The sequence below is a fragment of the Ruegeria sp. SAZD013 genome, assembly GCF_059612525.1.
Genome location: NZ_JBXWQT010000011.1, coordinates 35,510 through 52,455, shown reverse-complemented (window position 1 = coordinate 52,455; position 16,946 = coordinate 35,510). Strand labels below are relative to the sequence as shown.

The window sequence follows — 16,946 nt, the reverse complement described above, 5'->3', positions numbered from 1 at the left end:
TTAGGGCCGTCCTCATCGGAGCCAGCCAGCCGGGCGATCAGATGCTGCGTTTGCTCCGAGGTCGGCAGTGATCCCATAATGAACGATGCTGCAAAGTCTATGAACGGCTGCTGCTATCAGCTTGATCATTGGGGTGCCGCTTTCTATTATGTAATTATCCGAAGAAGAGGAGAGAACTACGATGGACAAACGGCACCGGTAACCCGGAAACCCGCCTACTAGGCGGAACTGCGCCTCTGGCGACCAACGCTCGGACTCCATCGAATTCATACCTTACGGAGCTTTCATGCCCAGATTAAAGAAAAAGACAGCCCTCATAACTGGGGGTGCCCGCGGCATTGGTGCCGCCATCGCAAGCGCCTTCCGCGACGAAGGTGCCGACGTCATCCTGACAGATATCGACGCTAAGACCGGGCAGGCCATGGCCGACCAGATCGGTGCAACTTTCGCGCGCCTTGATGTGGCTTCCGAAGCGGCGTGGGATACGGTTGCAGAACGCTTTCCCGCCCTTGACGTTCTGGTGAACAACGCTGGTATCACAGGGTTTGAAGGGCCGTTCGACGGTGCGCCACCTGCTCATGATCCCGAAAATGCTGCTTTGGCTGACTGGCGGAAGGTCCATACGGTGAACACCGATGGCACATTTCTCGGCTGCCGTTATGCGATCCGAGCTATGCGCGCGAAGGGTGCAGGCAGCATCGTGAACATCTCATCCCGTTCCGGTCTCATCGGCATCCCGATGGCCGCTGCCTACGCGGCCTCGAAAGCCGCTATACGCAACCACACGAAGTCAGTCGCGCTTTACTGCGCCGCGCAAGGGCTGAACATCCGGTGTAACTCTATCCATCCAGCGGCAATCATGACGCCGATGTGGGAACCAATGCTAGGCAACGGTCCGGACAGGGCTGAACGCGAAGCTGCAATGGTGGCAGACACACCCATGCGGCGGTTTGGCGAAGCGAAAGAGGTTGCAGCCCTTGCCGTGCTGCTCGCTTCAGACGAGGCGGCCTACATGACCGGAACAGAACTAACGATTGATGGCGGCATCCTCGCGGGTACTGCTGCAACACCCGGCGATTGATTATAAGGCGGGGCGGGCGATCTTTCGTCCGTTCCCGTGCCTATATTGGGGACATTGCCTCAATCGCAGCGAAATCACGGTTTGTCCCGCAGAACGTGAGTTCGAATCGACGGAAACTTCGCAGTTGCAGCGAACGTCCGGAATGCGGGCTGCGGCTGCAGCATCGGAGCTGGACAGTCAAGGGCAGCTCTGGGGCCGTTCTCGCCGGTGGAAGTTGTTTCTATTGCCCTGATGCTGCGTTGCGCCCGAGGCCAGCTATGAGCCCATCTTCGACATTTGGGCGGGCCGCAGTTTCAGCCGCGAAGGATCGACTTTTCCTGATGTTTCGAAGTGAAGTTGGCCGGTAAAACCGCAATGGGAAACGTTGCACGATTTATTTTTTTAGCTCGATGCTGACACTCACCTGCAATCCCGGGATAAGTATGACCTCAGGATTTGGTATTTCCGCCCAAACCTGCAACGCGCCATCGGAATTCAACTCTGTTCCAACGAAGGCCACTTTTCCGGTCTGCTCATAGCGTTCTCCTGTCGGCAACGCCACGTGAACAGCGAAACGATCCAGATACTCTTCGATGCGCTCCGGGGCGACATGGTGCAACTCCAGCAAAGAGTCATATGGGTGCGCAAACGAAACCAGAGCTGGGTCAACCTGAACAATTTCCGCAAGCGGCTTTCCAGTCTAGGTTTTGAGGTACGCTCCGCGGCTCAAGCGCGGCGAGTCGATGTATCCCGTAATAGGTGCGGTAATCGTTGTGCTGGCCAACTCTAGCTTTCTCAGATCCAGCCCGATCCTCGCCTCGTCAACGGCGACCTTTGCAAGCGCGAGCCTTGCCGACGCATCCTCTAGCTGCACTTGCGTCGCGGTTCCCCTGTCTTCGAGCTTGCTGACACGCGCTACATTTGCCTCGGCTTGGGCCAATTCAATCTGCCGCCTGTCCAAGAGAGCCTGGGCGGCATTCACCTGATGCTCATACACCACACTGCTCAACGAGAAGAGTAATTGGCCAGCCTCGACGCGGTCTCCCTTTGTGAAATGGATATCGGTCAGAAAGCCATTCACCGAATTGGCGACCTGAGATCGCATGCTGGCTTCAATACGCCCCTCAAATCGCAGGTCGGCCAACTTGTCACCAAGTTTATCCACGCTTTGAGCGAGAACCGACGCGGGGAAAATCACAAATAAGGCTAGCAAAATACGGACGGTCAAAATTCTAAGTCTCCTAACGAATGTGGGTATGGAGGTGGGTATACGGTAACCAGTCTATAGCCTAACATAAATCGGATGTTACTCATAAGCCAGGTTCGGGCAAAATTCGGTATTCCATTGAGGGGGAAGCGTAGTGAACACAAAGGTTATAAAAACATACCAACTCCTGGCTTGTGCAGTATTGGGCGCGTCAGCAATTGGCAGCCCGTCCTATGCCCGGCCAATATGTGCGAACCAGACCCTGCCTGAGCTCCCCGATGTTTCAATTGCTTCGGTCACAGAAGTGTCCGCTCCTGCGCCACATTGCAAAGTTTCCGGTGTGATTGGTGGCAAGATCAATTTCGAACTCCTGCTACCGGAAAATTGGAACGGCAAATTTGTTATGGGCGGTGGAGGCGGATTCGTCGGTTCCGTGATGAATACCTCCCTTATCGATGGCTCACTTCAATTGGGTTACGCCACTGTCGGCACTGACACAGGACATCAGGGGCATCCAGCCGACGCCAGTTGGGCCCTCAACGACCTCGAGGCGCTGGTCAATTTCGGACATCTGGCAGTTCATCGAACAGCAGTCACAGCCAAGGCCCTGACCAAGGCTTTTTATGAAAAACCAATTGCTCGCAGCTACTTTACCGGGTGCTCCCGGGGCGGTGGACAGGCAATAATGTCCGCTATGCGTTACCCAGAAGATTTTGACGCGGTTGCGGCTGGCGCCTATGCGGTTGACTGGACGGGAATTGCCGTGCAGGCAACTCAGATCAACCAGGCGATGTACCCAGACCTAAACAATATCGAAGAGGCTGTCATTGGGCCAGAAGCTCAGGCGCTGGTCGAGAGTTCATATCTGGCCGTCTGCGATGGGCTGGATGGGCTCGAGGATGGCATCCTCAATGACCCCCGGAAGTGCGGGTTTGACGTGGCCAGCCTGCAATGCGAAGGCGACAATTCCGAAGACTGTCTGAGCGCCAGAGAAGTTGCTGCGTTCAAGGCGGTCTATGACGGTCCCAAGAACTCCGATGGCGACAGCATGTATTACGGTTTCCCATTTGGCGGCGAAACAGCCGAGGGAGGTTGGAGCCGCTGGTTGACAGGTGGCATGAAGTATCAGGACGACGATGGGAGCTTCCAGGAGGGCGTCGGATCAGGTGGATTTGATGAACCTGTGTCGCCGAGCGCTTTTTTCAGCTTTGGCAACGGCATTATGCAGAATTTCGTCTATCACGATCCCAATTGGACCTATGAGAACTTCGATTTCGGCACCTATGCACAGGATTCTGCCGCGGCTGCGGAGACTCTGAATGCGATAAACCCGGATTTGTCCGCCTACCGCGCTCGTGGTGGCAAGATGCTGCTGTATTCCGGCTGGTCCGACAACGCGCAATCGGGCCTTGCAATGGTCGGGTATTACGAAGACGTTCTGGCTCATGATCCAAGTGCAGCCGACGATATTCGCCTGTTCATGATGCCCGGCGTAGAGCACTGCTTTGGCGGTCCCGGGCCCTCCTGGGTCAATTTTCTGGTTGAGATCGACAAGTGGGCGGAAACCGGAGAAGCGCCTGATCACATTACGGCCCTTTGGCTGGATGACAGCGCTCAGCCAGCCGGTGGCCGACCCGTTTGCGCCTATCCAAGTGTTGCCCAATATGACGGTCGTGGCGACCCCCGGGACCCTGCGAGTTTCAACTGTGGCGCAGGCAACTGAGGTGATACAGGTAAACACCGAAAGTCGGCTTCGTCCCGCGGTCTGTGAGTTCGATCTAATCAAAACTGTGCGCCTGCAGCGAATGGCCGGTAAGCGGACTGCGACCGCAGCATCGGAACTGGATGATGAATGTCTCTTATGGGCCGGAAACAGCAAACCGACACCCAAAAAGAGGAATTAAGCTCTAGCTCCCGCAACTGATCTGCAACTCAGGATCTATTATCGTTTCAAATATGAGAAATTTTTGGGGTGCCTTCCAGTGTCGAACGTTCACCTAGTTTCTGGTCCAACTATGACGGTTGGGTCAGGTTCGTGTGACGTTCAACAATTACCAAGTGGCGGACCGAGGAGGATTCGAACCCCCGACCCCTTGATTCGTAGTCAAGTACTCTATCCAGCTGAGCTATCGGTCCGCGTTGGTGAGGCGCTGTTTAGACCTGTGGTCAAAGACGTGCAAGCCGATTCTTCAAAAAAAAATCAAAAAGTCATGTCTCCGCGCGGAAGCCTTATTTCAAAGATCGTTCCTTCGGGCCCGGTCTCTTTCAGTGTCAGGTTACCGCCATGCCCGCGCACCAGTTCCTGAGAGATTGCAAGGCCCAGGCCAGAGCCTCCTTTGCGGACCCCACCCTGAAACGGTGTGAACAGGTTTTCACGTGCTTTTGGCGGAAGACCCGGCCCGGTGTCGCGAATTTCAAGACACCAGGCGTCCTGATATTCACACCCGTCGATGGTGATATGACCCGGCTTACCCGAAGCTTCCAACGCCTGTCTTGCGTTACGCACGAGGTTCATGATGACACGAAACAACTGCTCGGGGTCGGCGCGGGCGATCAGATCTTCAGGCACTTCGTTCACGATCTCGACGCAGCCCCCTGCGACTGCCAGCTGTTCGCTGGTGGCGACGTCAGCCGCAATTGTCCGTAGGGGCACCATCGTCAAGGTCGGCGCAGGTTCTTCTGCACGGCCGAATGCCAATGTGCTTTCACACAGCGATACAGCACGGGTGATCGAATTCACCAACTTCGGAGCCATTCGCCGGACCAGCGGGTCATCACTGGATTCGATCCTGTCCGTGAACAGCTGCGCCGATGTCAGGATGTTACGCAGGTCATGACTGACCTTTGCAACCGCCCCACCCAGTTGCGCCAGCCGCTCGCGCTGTTTGAGCGCCTGCGTCAGTTCCGTTTGCAACATCTTCAGCGCTTCTTCGGCCTCGCGCAATTCCGTCACTCTGGAATTCGGCGAGATGATGCCGCGCGCATCCTCGGGTGCGCTGGCATAGCGCTGCATATATCCCACTACGCTTTTGATTGGGCGAACAAGAACCACGCGCACCGCAAGGAACAGTAAGGACGCCGTGATGATTGAGATGACAAAGGACAGCCCCAGAATGCGCAGGCCGTAGTCAACCATCGCCATACGCAGGGGGGCGCTGTCGATCGTGACCTCAATCAGCAACCCCGCGCCCTTGACCGGCTCGCCAATGATACGGATGACTTCATTTTCGGGTATGAATATCCGGCTCACCGCATCCCGGATCAAAATCCACGGACCGGCATCCCGTAGATCGAATGTTTTGGTGATTGCCTCGGGAATTGGTGACGACAGCATGAGTTGGCGGACTTCATCCCGACGCAACACAACGTTGTAGACACCGGCATTCGCCAGCAGTTCTGCCTCAAGATCTTCGGCCAGCATATCGTCAGCCAGCAACGCCAGCGATGCGATCTGGGCGCGTTCCAGACGGTTTAGCAGGAAATCCTCGCGGAACCGGGCAATCGACGGGACAAAGATCAAGATTTCGGCCAACATAACGAAGACCGTCGTCAGGATCAGAAATCGGCCCGACAGCGAGTTCAATTTACGCTCCTTTACAGGTCAGGGAATCCAACGCTGAACAAACCTGACCACACGTTTAACTGTCTGATTCTCAAACAGCCTTGGAGAGAAATAAGCGCCAGCAACGCGTTTGTTAAGCTCTCCGATTGTCGGATAGGGTGAAACCATAGCAGCTATCTGCCCCATCTTCAGATTATTGGCCAAAGCCAGCGACCACATGTTTATCAACTCGCCCGCCTGATGGCCCACAATCGTGGCGCCGACGGGCCTGCCCTTCACCACCATGACCTTGATGAACCCTTTGGTTTTGCGCTCGGCCAAAGCGCGGTCATTGTGGTGATAATCAAAGCGCGCAACCTCCAGCCTGTCGCCATGCCGGTCGCGGGCCTGAGCTTCGGTCAGACCTACCTGTGCCAGTTCAGGATCGGTGAACGTTGCCCACGGGATATGCGCCGTTTTCGCCCTGGAGGGCAGGCCGAACAAGGCGGATCGAATGATGATACCCGCATGATACCCGGCAACATGGGTGAATTGCAGCCCCCCCACGACATCGCCAATCGCATAGACCCGGCGGTTTGACGTCCGCAAGCTGTCATCCGTCTTGATTCCGGTTCTGGTGCGGTCAATTCCCGCCGCAGTCAGGTTCAGACGCTCGATATTGGCCTTGCGCCCTACGGCGATCAAAAGGTGAGAGCCCCGGTGAATATCGCCATTCTCGGTCACGATTTCCACAACGCCTTCCCTTCCGCGAATCTGGGCCACCACGGCATTTTCATGGACCATGACACCTTCGCCGCGCAAAGCCTCCAGCACCACGGACGCGGCCTCGGGGTCGCCTTTGCCCAATGCCTTCTGCCCTTCAACAACTGTTACCTTGCTGCCCAACCGGACATGAGCCTGCGCCATTTCCATACCCACCGGACCACCGCCAATGATCAGCAGGTGTTCCGGACGCTCGCGCAGGTCGAAGATGGTTTCGTTTGTTTGATAAGGCACTGTGTCCAGTCCCGGGATCGGCGGAACCATTGGCGACGACCCGGTTGCAATCACGATCCGGCGCGCGGTGATGACATGATCTCCGGCCTGCACCTTGGTCGGGGAGATAAAGCTGCCAAACTCGCGGATCACCTTGACACCCAAACCTTCGAAGCGTTGCTGGCTGTCCATTGGTTCGATCTGGGCAATCACATCCCGCACATGATCCTTCGCCGCCGCATAGTCGATCTGAGGGTTTACATCGGCCACGCCAAACGCGGCGGAATGCGCCTGACCAAAGGCCGCTTTGCCGCTTGCGATCAGCGCTTTCGACGGGACGCAGCCGAAGTTCAGGCAGTCGCCGCCCATCTTGTGCCCTTCCAGAAGGATCACCTTCGCACCCATCTGGCTGGCACCGGCCGCAACCGACAACCCTCCGGACCCGGCCCCAATGACCAGGATATCTGTCTTGAGGTGTTGCATGGGTCAGGCGTCCTTTCCGCCACGCAGGGACTTGATGACAATCGGCAAAGCAGCCAGCACACACAAGCCGACAATGGGGCCAATAACGAAGGGTTCCCACAATAAAGAAACGTCCGGTGTTTCGCCACGGTCGAACACACCGCCCAGCCCAACGCCGATCCAGGTGTAAACGATACCCCCCGGGATAATGCCCAGCGCCGTCGTGATCAGAAAATTGCGAAATTTGACGCCCACCAGCGCAGGCACCAGATTGGCCACAAAGAACGGCACAACCGGGACAAGCCGCAGCAGGAACAGCACCGAGATTTCGTTCTCGCGCAACCTGTCCTTCAGCTTCCCAATCGTCCCCTTTGAGGCATTCAGCCGGGCCGTCAAAGCATTGCCCAACCCCCAGCGGGCGGCCAAAAAGATGGCCGATGCGCCTATAGTGGCCGAAAATACATTGAACACCGTTCCGGCAAACAGTCCAAACAGGAACCCACCGGTCATCGAGGCGACAGCTGCCCCGGGCAGCGAAAACGCGACGATCACGATATAGACGGCAACGAACCCGGCCACCATGGCCCAATAGTTTGCGTCCCGCCACGCCAGCAACGCTTCGCGGTTGTCTCGCAGGGTTTCGAAAGTCAGGTAATCACCCAGCGTGAAAAACCCCACCGCGGCGACACCGAGAATCACCAGCAAGGGGATATGACGCGCCAACCCGTTTCGTGGAGCCTGGCTTGTTTCGGACATCTGGCCTTCCGGTTCTTCTTGTTTCATCTTACGCCCAACATGCGCTGCTTGCGCTTTTGGCAACAGGGGGTTCACGGGGCCTTGATCTATGTGGCCGCGAACGTGACAGTTTCAGACGATAATCGACCGATTTGAAATCTTTTCAGCAATCGGTTTACAGAATTGTTGCAAAAGCCGCGAAAACCGGGCCGTTGGGGTTTGACTTACACTTCGCTTGGCAGTAGAGGACGGGCTTCGAACACTAGGGCCAGGCGAATCCGCGCCGCACCCGACCGCTATAGATTGGAGACGGAGCGATGAAACGCACCTATCAGCCTTCGAACCTGGTTCGCAAACGCCGCCACGGTTTCCGCGCGCGCATGGCCACAAAAGCCGGCCGCAAGATCCTGAATGCGCGCCGCGCCCGCGGCCGCAAATCGCTGAGCGCGTAAAACCGCCCACTGATCAGGGTATGAACATGATGCCGCCGGAGGCCCCTGAGGATGGTAAGAACCACCCCGGGAATACGCCCCCGGCGGCTTCTGTTTGTCTACCCACATCTCTGACGATCCTAAAAAAAAGAGCCGATTTCCTGAAAGCCGCGCGCGCGCGCAGACAGGGAACGTCTTCGATGATGGTGCAGGCCCGCCGACGCGCTCCGGATGAAGCGGTCGGGCTGCGCGTTGGCTTTACCTGCTCAAAGAAAGTCGGCAATGCCGTGGCCCGCAATCGTGCCAAGCGCCGTCTGAGAGAAGTCGCACGGGCGGTCTTGCCTGTGTTCGGTCTTGAGGGATGGGACTATGTGCTGATCGGGCGGGCTGATGTAACCGCCGATCTCCCTTATGACGTCCTGCTGAGCGACTTGCGGTATGCGCTTCGCAAAGTGCATGCGGATCGCAAATGACCTTTCTGTCCCATATCGTCGCCCTGCCCGTTCGCGCGTACCGGCTGATTTTCAGCCCCTGGGTTGGTTTCAATTGCCGCTATCAGCCCACATGCTCGGCCTATGCGCTGGAAGCATTGGAAAAACATGGCGCGATCCGGGGATCATGGCTGGCTGCGCACCGGATATGCCGCTGCCATCCCTGGGGCGGTGACGGTTACGATCCGGTGCCCGACAATACAGACCCTTAAATCAACGCCAGATTGCCGCGGTCGGTGAAGCTGCGGGTCGGAATGACCTCTCGGTCCAGTTTTCCCATCAATGTATGGTGCAGGTCTTCGAAAAACCGGGGCGAATCAAAATACCAGTTGTGTGTCGCAGATGGCCCATCCCCGTATTCATCGCGGGTGTTTTTGAAATAGGACCCGCAATACAGATTAACCGCTTTTTCAGGCCGGTCGTTTGGCATTCCGACACGGCCCAGTCGGCGCGATACTCCGACACGCTTGACCTCTGAGATCGACAAAACCTCGTCAAACGGGCTGTAATAGCATGTCAGCCTTGTACAACGTCGCATCAGAGAGGACGTCTTGGAACTGCCATCGCGGAACGATTTCGCGGATACATCCGCCGCGACAAACGCGATCTGGCTGGTCATCCAGCTGTGTTGCGCGGTTTCGTGGTCGTCATCGGCATAATCCATGGCTTCTCGCACCAAGAACGTGCCCATGGAATGTGCCAGAACATGGACGTTGTACCGGCAATCCGCAGTCTGCATCCGGGACAGCCGCGTGATCCCGTGACTGAACAATTTCTCTGCCGCACGCCGCGCGTCAGCCCGGTCAACGTTATAGCCCAGAACAGATCCATCGCTTGGCCAGTCATAGCTGATGACCACACCGTTAAAGCCATGCATCTCAAGACCGGTGCGAATTTTGCGGTGACGTTCCAGCATCTGGTATTGCTCGGTATTGAACCCGTGCACGAAGACAACAATATGCCCGTTCTCGGTAGCCGTCGCCCCGGCTTCGGCCTGAATCCGGCTTATCCATTGAGATTGCGGTATTTCATGCTGCCGTGCCGGTTGCCCGACATTCCCCGGAATAACCAGATATCGCGCGGTGCCCATCTTATTTGAATAGTGTTCGCCGCTGCGGGCGCGGACGGAAAAGAAATAGTCCATAATATACCTCCTGAAAAATACGCGCAGGGTAACACGGGTGTAACTACTCTCCAAATGCGGTTGATCCTGCTTCTACGCCTTGCCCGGGCCTTCTGTCCGCTGTAACCACGGCGCATGTTTGATGATGCAGACGATATCCACCCGCTGTTTGCCGGCGCGCCCTCGACAACCGAGTTCAAGAAGCTGCGTAAACGCATTGTGCGCCAGACCCGTGAAGCGATCGAGCAATACGGGATGGTGGATCCGTCCGCCCACAAAAAGGATGGTAAGCCACCCCGCTGGCTGGTGTGCCTTTCGGGTGGCAAGGACAGCTATACATTGCTGGCCGTTCTCTACGAGCTCAAGTGGCGGGGCCTGTTGCCTGTCGATCTGCTGGCCTGCAATCTGGATCAGGGCCAGCCGGGCTTTCCGGCGACGGTCCTGCCCGAGTTTCTGGGTCGAATGGACGTGCCGCATCGGATCGAATATCAGGACACATATTCCGTTGTGATGGACAAGGTTCCGCAGGGCCGGACCTATTGCGCCCTGTGTTCCCGTTTGCGCCGTGGCAACCTCTATCGCATCGCGCGCGAGGAAGGGTGCTCGGCGGTCGTCCTGGGGCATCACCGCGACGATATCCTTGAGACGTTTTTCATGAACCTGTTCCACGGCGGACGCCTGGCCACGATGCCGCCGAAACTGGTGAACGAAGAAGGCGATCTTTTTGTATTCCGCCCGCTCGCCCATGTCGCCGAAGCCGATTGCGAGAAATTTGCCAAGGCGATGCAATACCCGATCATTCCCTGTGACCTGTGCGGCAGTCAGGATGGGTTGCAGCGCCAGCAGGTCAAACAGATTCTGGATCAATGGGAAAAGAACAGCCCGGGTCGGCGACAGGTTATGTTCCGAGCGTTAACAAACGCGCGGCCATCGCACCTTCTGGATGGAAAGCTGTTTGATTTCATTAACCTTTCACGAAATTCCGACGAAAAATCTGGGAACTTAGAAGAGATTCCGCTTCTGCGTTAACGACTGACTTAGACTGGTTTCATAGGCTTTGCCTTGTGCAGATCATGCCCAAGGCCAGAAAGCTGATGCGGAACCATCCCCTTACCGACCGTTTTGTCCATTCGTTGAAAACCGTTCTGGGCGGCCCAGCCGCGCTGGCCTTTGTTCCTGCGCTTTGTCTGAGTGCGTTTTGGATTGGGGGTGAACAGGCCCTGGTTGCACTGGCCCTGATTTTGCCTCTGATCGTCGCAGGCATCAATGCATTCGCAGCCGATCCGTCGCGTAAGGGGCTTTGGCGCCCGGCGGTCTGCTGTCAAAGGACCAGTTTGAAACAGTTTTGGAGAAGGTATTTGCCGACGCCCGCCTGAAGGGGGAAAACTCGGCCTGTTTCGCGGTGGTTCTGGATGACTTCACGCAATTGCTTGATCTGCACGGACAGGCGGCGGCAAACCACGTTGCACAGCAATTCTGCTCGAGCGTTTTGTCCATGATCCGCTCCAATGATTGCGCAACCCGGATGGGTGGAAACAGGATGATGGTTGTTCTGCACCCGGCACGGCAACTGGATCTGGAAGCATGTATTCAGATGTCGGGCCGTATGCAAAACGCCGTTGAAGACCCCATCATGTTGAATGGCACCGGCGTGTATATGTCCTGTTCCATTGGCTTTTGCCTGAGCAGCAATATCACTGACGGCTCGGCAATCGAATGGCAGGAAGCCGCAAATAACGCCCTTTTGGAGGCGCAACAAAATGGGCCTTCCACGATTCGCGCTTTTTCCTCTCAGACGCGCAGACGGGCGCAGGTCAGGATCAACTTGCGCAAAGAGTTCGAGGCGGCGCTGGACAGCGGTGAAATCCGCCCGTGGTTTCAACCCCAGATCTCAACCGATACTGGGCGTATCAGTGGGTTTGAGGCTCTGGCCCGCTGGGAACATCCGAAAAAAGGGGTTCTTGCTCCCAATGTGTTCCTGCCCTTTGCCGAACAGGCCGAACTGATGGACCGGCTGGGGCAGGCCATGCGGCATCATTCCTTCTCTGCAATGCGCGAATGGGATCGGTCCATGCTGTCGGTGCCGCGCATCGGGATCAATTTCTCATCTGACGAACTGCGCAATCCGGGCCTGATCGACCGTCTGAAATGGGAACTGGATCAATTCGATCTGACCCCTGACAGGTTGGCGGTCGAGGTGTTGGAGACCGTGTTCTCCAGACGGCCCGACGATGTCATAACCCGCAACGTCACCGGGCTTGCCGCAATGGGGTGCTGTATTGATCTGGACGATTTCGGGACAGGACATGCCTCGATCGGTTCTATCAAACGGTTCAACGTATCGCGCATCAAGATCGACAGGTCTTTTGTTGCCAAAGCGGATCTGGACCCAAGCCAGCAACAGCTTGCCAGCGCCATTCTGATGATGGCAGAACGTTTGCATCTGGAAACTCTGGCCGAAGGTGTCGAAACGCCGGGTGAGCACGCTTTGATGGCCCAACTGGGTTGCGATCATGTTCAGGGATTTGGCATCGGCAAGCCCATGCCATTCGAAAAAACCAAGGATTGGATCACGTCTTACCGCAACAAGGTCGACGGTGTTCCCAAAATCGGGCGGAAAACGCGGTAGGGAACCGGAAATCGCGGTAAAGAAGACCCCTCCGTGACGAAATGACGGGCGATTCCGCTTGACCTTTGGGTCTGCACTCTGTTGAACCCTGCGGGTGTCTTTCACTGCTCAAGGTGGCTGTCCCCGATGGACGATCAGAACAAGAACCTTATCCTCGCAACCGCGCTCAGCTTTCTCGTGATCCTGGTCTGGTTCGTGCTGTTCCCCCCTCCGGAACAGACGACAACCCCGGATCAGGCTGAAGTAACCAGCGTCGAAGGCAGTGAGGTTCAGACGCCCAGTGCGGCCGACACCAGTACTGTCGGAGAGGCAACTGCGGCAGCTGCCGAAGCTGAACCCGAGGCCGAAGCGCCCCGCATCAATATCGACACGCCCCGCCTGACCGGTAGCCTGTCGCTTGCTGGCGGTCGGATCGACGAGCTGTCATTGAAAGACTACAAGGTCTCGCTGGCCGAGGATTCTCCGATTGTCGAGTTGTTGTCGCCAGTCGGATCGCAATCCGCCTATTACGCCCTCTATGGCTGGGCTCCTGGCGCGGGCCTGACCGGTGCAGATGTTCCCGGACCAAATACCATCTGGACGCTTGAGCAGGGCGAAACCCTGGGTGTTGACACACCTGTGACGCTGGCCTGGGAAAACGGCAATGGACTGACGTTCCGCCGCACCATCGCGGTTGACGAGAACTACATGTTCACGGTCACGCAATCTGTCGAAAACGCCACCGGGGTTGAAATTGGATTGGCACCTTATGGCATTCTTGCGCGCCACGGCATTGGCGAAGACGGGGACCTGCCGGACCTGAAGAACTTCTTCATTCTGCATGAGGGTGTGATCGGTATGGCCGACGGCACTCTGACCGAAGTGGACTATGGCGACGTTCGTGATTTCGATATCGACCCGGACGAGCGCGCTCAGGCCGAGGTGTTTCAGGTCAAGGAAAACGGCTGGATCGGGTTCACTGATCACTTCTGGATGACCACGCTGATCCCGGAACCCGGTTCTGCGTTCAAGGCGGCTGCCAAATACGACTCGCGTCGCAAGATTTACCAGACAGAAACGGTACTTCCGACGCTGACCGTGGCGCCGGGAACGACCGAGCAGGTGACAACCCAGCTGTTTGCCGGTGCAAAAGAGTGGGAGACCATCCGCGAATACCAGGCTGACGGTGTGCAGAAATTCATCGACAGCATCGACTGGGGCTGGTTCTTCTTCCTGACCAAGCCGATTTTCTGGCTGCTGCACAACATTCATGCGCTGATCGGCAATATGGGTTGGTCCATTATCGGCCTGACGCTGATCATCAAGGCAATCCTGTTCCCGCTGGCCTTCAAGTCCTACGTCTCGATGGCGAAGATGAAGGAACTGCAGCCGCAGATGGAAGCCCTGAAGGAAGCCGCGGGCGACGACCGTCAGAAGATGCAGCAGGGCATGATGGAGCTGTACAAGAAGGAAAAGGTGAACCCCGCTGCCGGTTGTTTGCCGATCCTGTTACAGATCCCGATCTTCTTTTCACTGTACAAGGTGATCTTCGTCACGATCGAACTGCGTCAGGCACCGTGGTTCGGCCCCTTCCAGGACCTGAGCGCACCTGACCCGACCTCGATCATGAACCTCTTTGGCTTGCTACCCTGGGCCGGCCCGCAGCCGGACACCCTGATGGCGCTTATCTTTATCGGTATTCTGCCGCTGCTGCTGGGAATCTCGATGTGGCTGCAACAGAAATTGAACCCGGCACCAACCGATGCCACACAAGCGATGATCTTCGCGTGGATGCCGTGGGTCTTCATGTTCATGCTGGGCGGTTTTGCCAGCGGTCTGGTCGTGTACTGGATTGCGAACAACACGATCACCTTTACCCAACAGTATCTGATCATGCGCAGTCAGGGCTATACGCCGGACGTGTTCGGAAACATCAAATCCGGATTTAAGCGATTGCCGAACACGGACAAGAAATGAGCGGAACAGTTTCAGGCCTTTGGCGTCACCCGATCAAAAGCCATGGGCGTGAAGCCCTGAGCCAGATTACCCTCAACCCCGGGCAGACCATGCCCGGGGATCGCGTTTGGGCCGTTGCCCATGAAGCGGCCAAGACCGACGGAACGGAATGGGCCCCGTGTGTGAATTTCAGCCGCGGTTCAAAAGCCCCCAAGCTGATGGCGATTTGGGCGAAACTGGACGGCGAGCAGGTCACGTTGCGCCACCCGGACCGCCCGGATCTGAGCTTTCATCCGGACACAGAGGAATCGGTTTTCCTGGATTGGGTAAAGCCGCTTATGCCTATAGACCGCGCTGCGTCTGCCCGAATTGTCCGGGTGCCCGGGCGCGGCATGACCGATACCGATTTCCCGTCAATCAGCCTGTGCAACATGGCCTCTCATCGCGCTGTTGAACAAAAGCTGGGACAGTCTTTGTCTGCGGCGCGGTGGCGCGGAAACATCTGGTTCGAAGGCCTGCCTGAGTGGGATGAATTTGACTGGCTGGGCCGTGACCTTCGCATTGGCGAAACCGTACTCCGGGTTCGCGAGCGTATCACCCGCTGTCTGGCCACGACCGCAAATCCGGAAACCGGCGAACGCGACGCGGATACTTTGGGCGCGCTGAACAGCTGGGATCATCAGGATTTCGGTGTTTATGCAGAAGTTGTTCAGGGTGGTGAAATCCGTCTGAATGATACGCTGGAGTTGCTATGACCACGCTTCCGTTTCCGCTGGCTGAAGAGCCGGATGACTTCGCCAAAGAACGCGGTCGCAAACTGTTTGCCGGCCCGTCTGAATTTATCAAAGGCGTGGTCGCCATGACGGGCCTGCCCGCCCCTGACCGGTTAGAGGTTTGCTTTGCCGGACGCTCGAATGTCGGCAAATCCAGCCTGATCAACGCGCTAACCGGAACCAAGGGTCTGGCGCGAGCCTCGAACACACCTGGCCGCACGCAAGAAATCAACTTCTTCACGCAAGGCCCCGACCTCTATCTGGTGGACCTGCCGGGCTATGGGTATGCGAATGCACCGGTTAACGTGGTGGAAAAATGGCAGAAGCTTCTCAAGCAATACCTGAGCGGTCGTCAGACACTGCGCCGTGCCTTTGTCCTGATCGACGCACGACACGGGGTAAAACCGGTCGACGCTGAAATCATGAAATTGCTGGATACCAGTGCCGTGACCTTTCAATGCGTTCTCACCAAGGCTGACAAGGTCAAGGCCAACGAGCGCGAAAAGGTTCTGGAGCAAACCCGCGCGGCCTTGTCCAAACATCCCGCAGCATTCCCGGAAATCGTCCTGACTTCGTCCGAAAAAGGCGACGGGATTCCGACCCTGCGCTCGATCATTGCACATCTGGAATAGCTTCGCCCTTGGCAGCGCGGTGCAAAGGCCCTAACACGGACGGTCAGAGGGACCTTAGCAATGAAGACACGAGACATGAACCGGGACTGGATCGCCACCGCAGCAACCCTGAACAGCGCATTGCCCTATCTGCAGCGCTATGATGGAGCCATCGTCGTCATCAAGCTGGGCGGGCACGCCATGGGCAGTGACGAGGCGATGGAGAGCTTTGCGCGCGATGTCGTCTTGATGCGTCAGGTCGGCGTGAACCCCGTCGTTGTGCATGGCGGTGGTCCGATGATCAACGCGATGCTGGACAAGCTGAATATCCAGTCCGACTTTGTGAACGGCAAGCGCGTGACTGACACGGCAACCGTCGAAGTTGTCGAGATGGTTCTGTCTGGCCTGGTGAACAAGCGCATCGTTCAGGCGATCAATGGTCAGGGCGGTTCGGCCGTGGGTTTGTCGGGCAAGGATGCAAACCTGATGATCTGCGACCAGACGGATGCGTCGCTGGGTTATGTCGGCACCCCTGCCGAGATGAACCCGAAAATCCTGCATGATCTGTTCTCACATGATGTGATCCCGGTAATCGCCCCGCTGGGTGCGGGCCGTGAGGGTGAAACGTTCAACGTGAACGGCGATACGGCAGCCGGGGCGATTGCCTCGGCATTGAAAGCTGACCGCCTTCTGCTGCTGACTGATGTCTCGGGCGTCAAGAACGCGGCTGGTGAAGTGGTGACCGAGCTGAAAGCCGGCCAGATCCGCGAGATGACCCGCGAAGGCACCATCGCAGGCGGCATGATCCCCAAGACCGAAACTGCCCTGGACGCCCTGCGCAGCGGCGTTCGGGCCGTCGTGATACTTGACGGGCGTGCGCCAAATGCGGTTCTGCTTGAACTGTTCACAGAACATGGCGCCGGGTCTCTGATACGGCCAGACTGATCACTGC

Annotated in this window: 17 protein-coding genes and 1 tRNA gene; 11 read left to right on the top strand and 7 right to left on the bottom strand. The window is 57.1% G+C overall.

Annotation, left to right across the window (positions count from 1 at the left end; genetic code table 11):
* Positions 1–286: 286 nt before the first annotated feature.
* Positions 287–1,081 carry an SDR family oxidoreductase gene (locus AC2FLU_RS01815; protein ID WP_480519239.1) on the top strand — a complete coding sequence of 265 codons (795 nt, stop codon included), beginning with the start codon at positions 287–289 and terminating at the stop codon, positions 1,079–1,081.
* Positions 1,082–1,454: 373 nt separating this feature from the next.
* Here the strand turns inward: AC2FLU_RS01815 and AC2FLU_RS01810 are convergent, their stop codons facing one another.
* Entirely contained in the window at positions 1,455–1,688 is a 234-nt protein-coding gene (locus AC2FLU_RS01810; protein ID WP_496809510.1) for a hypothetical protein, read from the bottom strand.
* Positions 1,689–1,760: 72 nt separating this feature from the next.
* On the bottom strand, positions 1,761–2,288 hold the full coding sequence (locus AC2FLU_RS01805) for an efflux RND transporter periplasmic adaptor subunit (RefSeq protein ID WP_496809509.1): 528 nt from the start codon (positions 2,286–2,288) through the stop codon (positions 1,761–1,763).
* A 133-nt stretch (positions 2,289–2,421) separates the two neighbouring features.
* Between AC2FLU_RS01805 and AC2FLU_RS01800 the strand changes: the two genes are divergently transcribed.
* The gene (locus AC2FLU_RS01800; RefSeq protein WP_496809508.1) at positions 2,422–3,990 is read left to right on the top strand and encodes a tannase/feruloyl esterase family alpha/beta hydrolase; all 1,569 of its coding nucleotides are present in this window, start codon (positions 2,422–2,424) and stop codon (positions 3,988–3,990) included.
* Between the two features lie 336 nt (positions 3,991–4,326).
* Here AC2FLU_RS01800 and AC2FLU_RS01795 read toward each other — a convergent pair.
* The 4 genes from AC2FLU_RS01795 to AC2FLU_RS01780 all read right to left on the bottom strand — a co-directional run bounded on the left by AC2FLU_RS01795 (position 4,327) and on the right by AC2FLU_RS01780 (position 8,022).
* Positions 4,327–4,403: transfer RNA gene (locus AC2FLU_RS01795), tRNA-Arg, on the bottom strand.
* A gap of 64 nt (positions 4,404–4,467) precedes the next feature.
* Positions 4,468–5,850, bottom strand: a complete 1,383-nt coding sequence (locus AC2FLU_RS01790; protein WP_480607419.1) for an ATP-binding protein — start codon at positions 5,848–5,850, stop codon at positions 4,468–4,470.
* Between the two features lie 18 nt (positions 5,851–5,868).
* On the bottom strand, positions 5,869–7,287 hold the full coding sequence (locus AC2FLU_RS01785) for a dihydrolipoyl dehydrogenase family protein (RefSeq protein ID WP_496809507.1): 1,419 nt from the start codon (positions 7,285–7,287) through the stop codon (positions 5,869–5,871).
* Positions 7,288–7,290: 3 nt separating this feature from the next.
* A complete protein-coding gene (locus tag AC2FLU_RS01780; protein WP_496715462.1) occupies positions 7,291–8,022 on the bottom strand; it encodes a TVP38/TMEM64 family protein in 732 nt (243 codons plus the stop codon).
* A 296-nt stretch (positions 8,023–8,318) separates the two neighbouring features.
* Between AC2FLU_RS01780 and rpmH the strand changes: the two genes are divergently transcribed.
* The 3 genes from rpmH to yidD are packed head-to-tail and all read left to right on the top strand — an operon-like array spanning position 8,319 to position 9,135.
* Entirely contained in the window at positions 8,319–8,453 is a 135-nt protein-coding gene (rpmH, locus tag AC2FLU_RS01775) for a 50S ribosomal protein L34 (protein WP_005980833.1), read from the top strand.
* Between the two features lie 26 nt (positions 8,454–8,479).
* Complete coding sequence (rnpA, locus tag AC2FLU_RS01770) at positions 8,480–8,905, top strand: ribonuclease P protein component (protein WP_480554814.1); 426 nt, start codon at positions 8,480–8,482, stop codon at positions 8,903–8,905.
* The gene (gene yidD / locus AC2FLU_RS01765) at positions 8,902–9,135 is read left to right on the top strand and encodes a membrane protein insertion efficiency factor YidD (protein ID WP_209505895.1); all 234 of its coding nucleotides are present in this window, start codon (positions 8,902–8,904) and stop codon (positions 9,133–9,135) included. Before rnpA ends, yidD begins: the two co-directional genes overlap by 4 nt.
* Here yidD and AC2FLU_RS01760 read toward each other — a convergent pair.
* Positions 9,132–10,067 carry an alpha/beta fold hydrolase gene (locus AC2FLU_RS01760; RefSeq protein WP_480623446.1) on the bottom strand — a complete coding sequence of 312 codons (936 nt, stop codon included), beginning with the start codon at positions 10,065–10,067 and terminating at the stop codon, positions 9,132–9,134. The two genes, yidD and AC2FLU_RS01760, sit on opposite strands and share 4 nt — an antisense overlap.
* A 114-nt stretch (positions 10,068–10,181) precedes the next feature.
* Between AC2FLU_RS01760 and ttcA the strand changes: the two genes are divergently transcribed.
* The 6 genes from ttcA to argB all read left to right on the top strand — a co-directional run bounded on the left by ttcA (position 10,182) and on the right by argB (position 16,939).
* Entirely contained in the window at positions 10,182–11,075 is an 894-nt protein-coding gene (ttcA, locus tag AC2FLU_RS01755; protein WP_480623445.1) for a tRNA 2-thiocytidine(32) synthetase TtcA, read from the top strand.
* A gap of 316 nt (positions 11,076–11,391) precedes the next feature.
* Entirely contained in the window at positions 11,392–12,675 is a 1,284-nt protein-coding gene (locus AC2FLU_RS01750; protein ID WP_496811773.1) for a putative bifunctional diguanylate cyclase/phosphodiesterase, read from the top strand.
* Between the two features lie 126 nt (positions 12,676–12,801).
* The gene (gene yidC / locus AC2FLU_RS01745; RefSeq protein ID WP_496811772.1) at positions 12,802–14,631 is read left to right on the top strand and encodes a membrane protein insertase YidC; all 1,830 of its coding nucleotides are present in this window, start codon (positions 12,802–12,804) and stop codon (positions 14,629–14,631) included.
* Complete coding sequence (locus tag AC2FLU_RS01740; RefSeq protein WP_496811771.1) at positions 14,628–15,365, top strand: MOSC domain-containing protein; 738 nt, start codon at positions 14,628–14,630, stop codon at positions 15,363–15,365. The genes yidC and AC2FLU_RS01740 overlap by 4 nt, the downstream gene beginning before the upstream one ends.
* Positions 15,362–16,015 (top strand): ribosome biogenesis GTP-binding protein YihA/YsxC, encoded by a 654-nt coding sequence (gene yihA, locus AC2FLU_RS01735; protein ID WP_480474029.1) that lies wholly within the window; start codon positions 15,362–15,364, stop codon positions 16,013–16,015. Before AC2FLU_RS01740 ends, yihA begins: the two co-directional genes overlap by 4 nt.
* A 60-nt stretch (positions 16,016–16,075) precedes the next feature.
* Positions 16,076–16,939: an acetylglutamate kinase gene (gene argB, locus AC2FLU_RS01730; RefSeq protein ID WP_480474030.1), complete on the top strand. Its 864-nt coding sequence runs from the start codon at positions 16,076–16,078 to the stop codon at positions 16,937–16,939.
* Positions 16,940–16,946 lie beyond the last annotated feature (7 nt).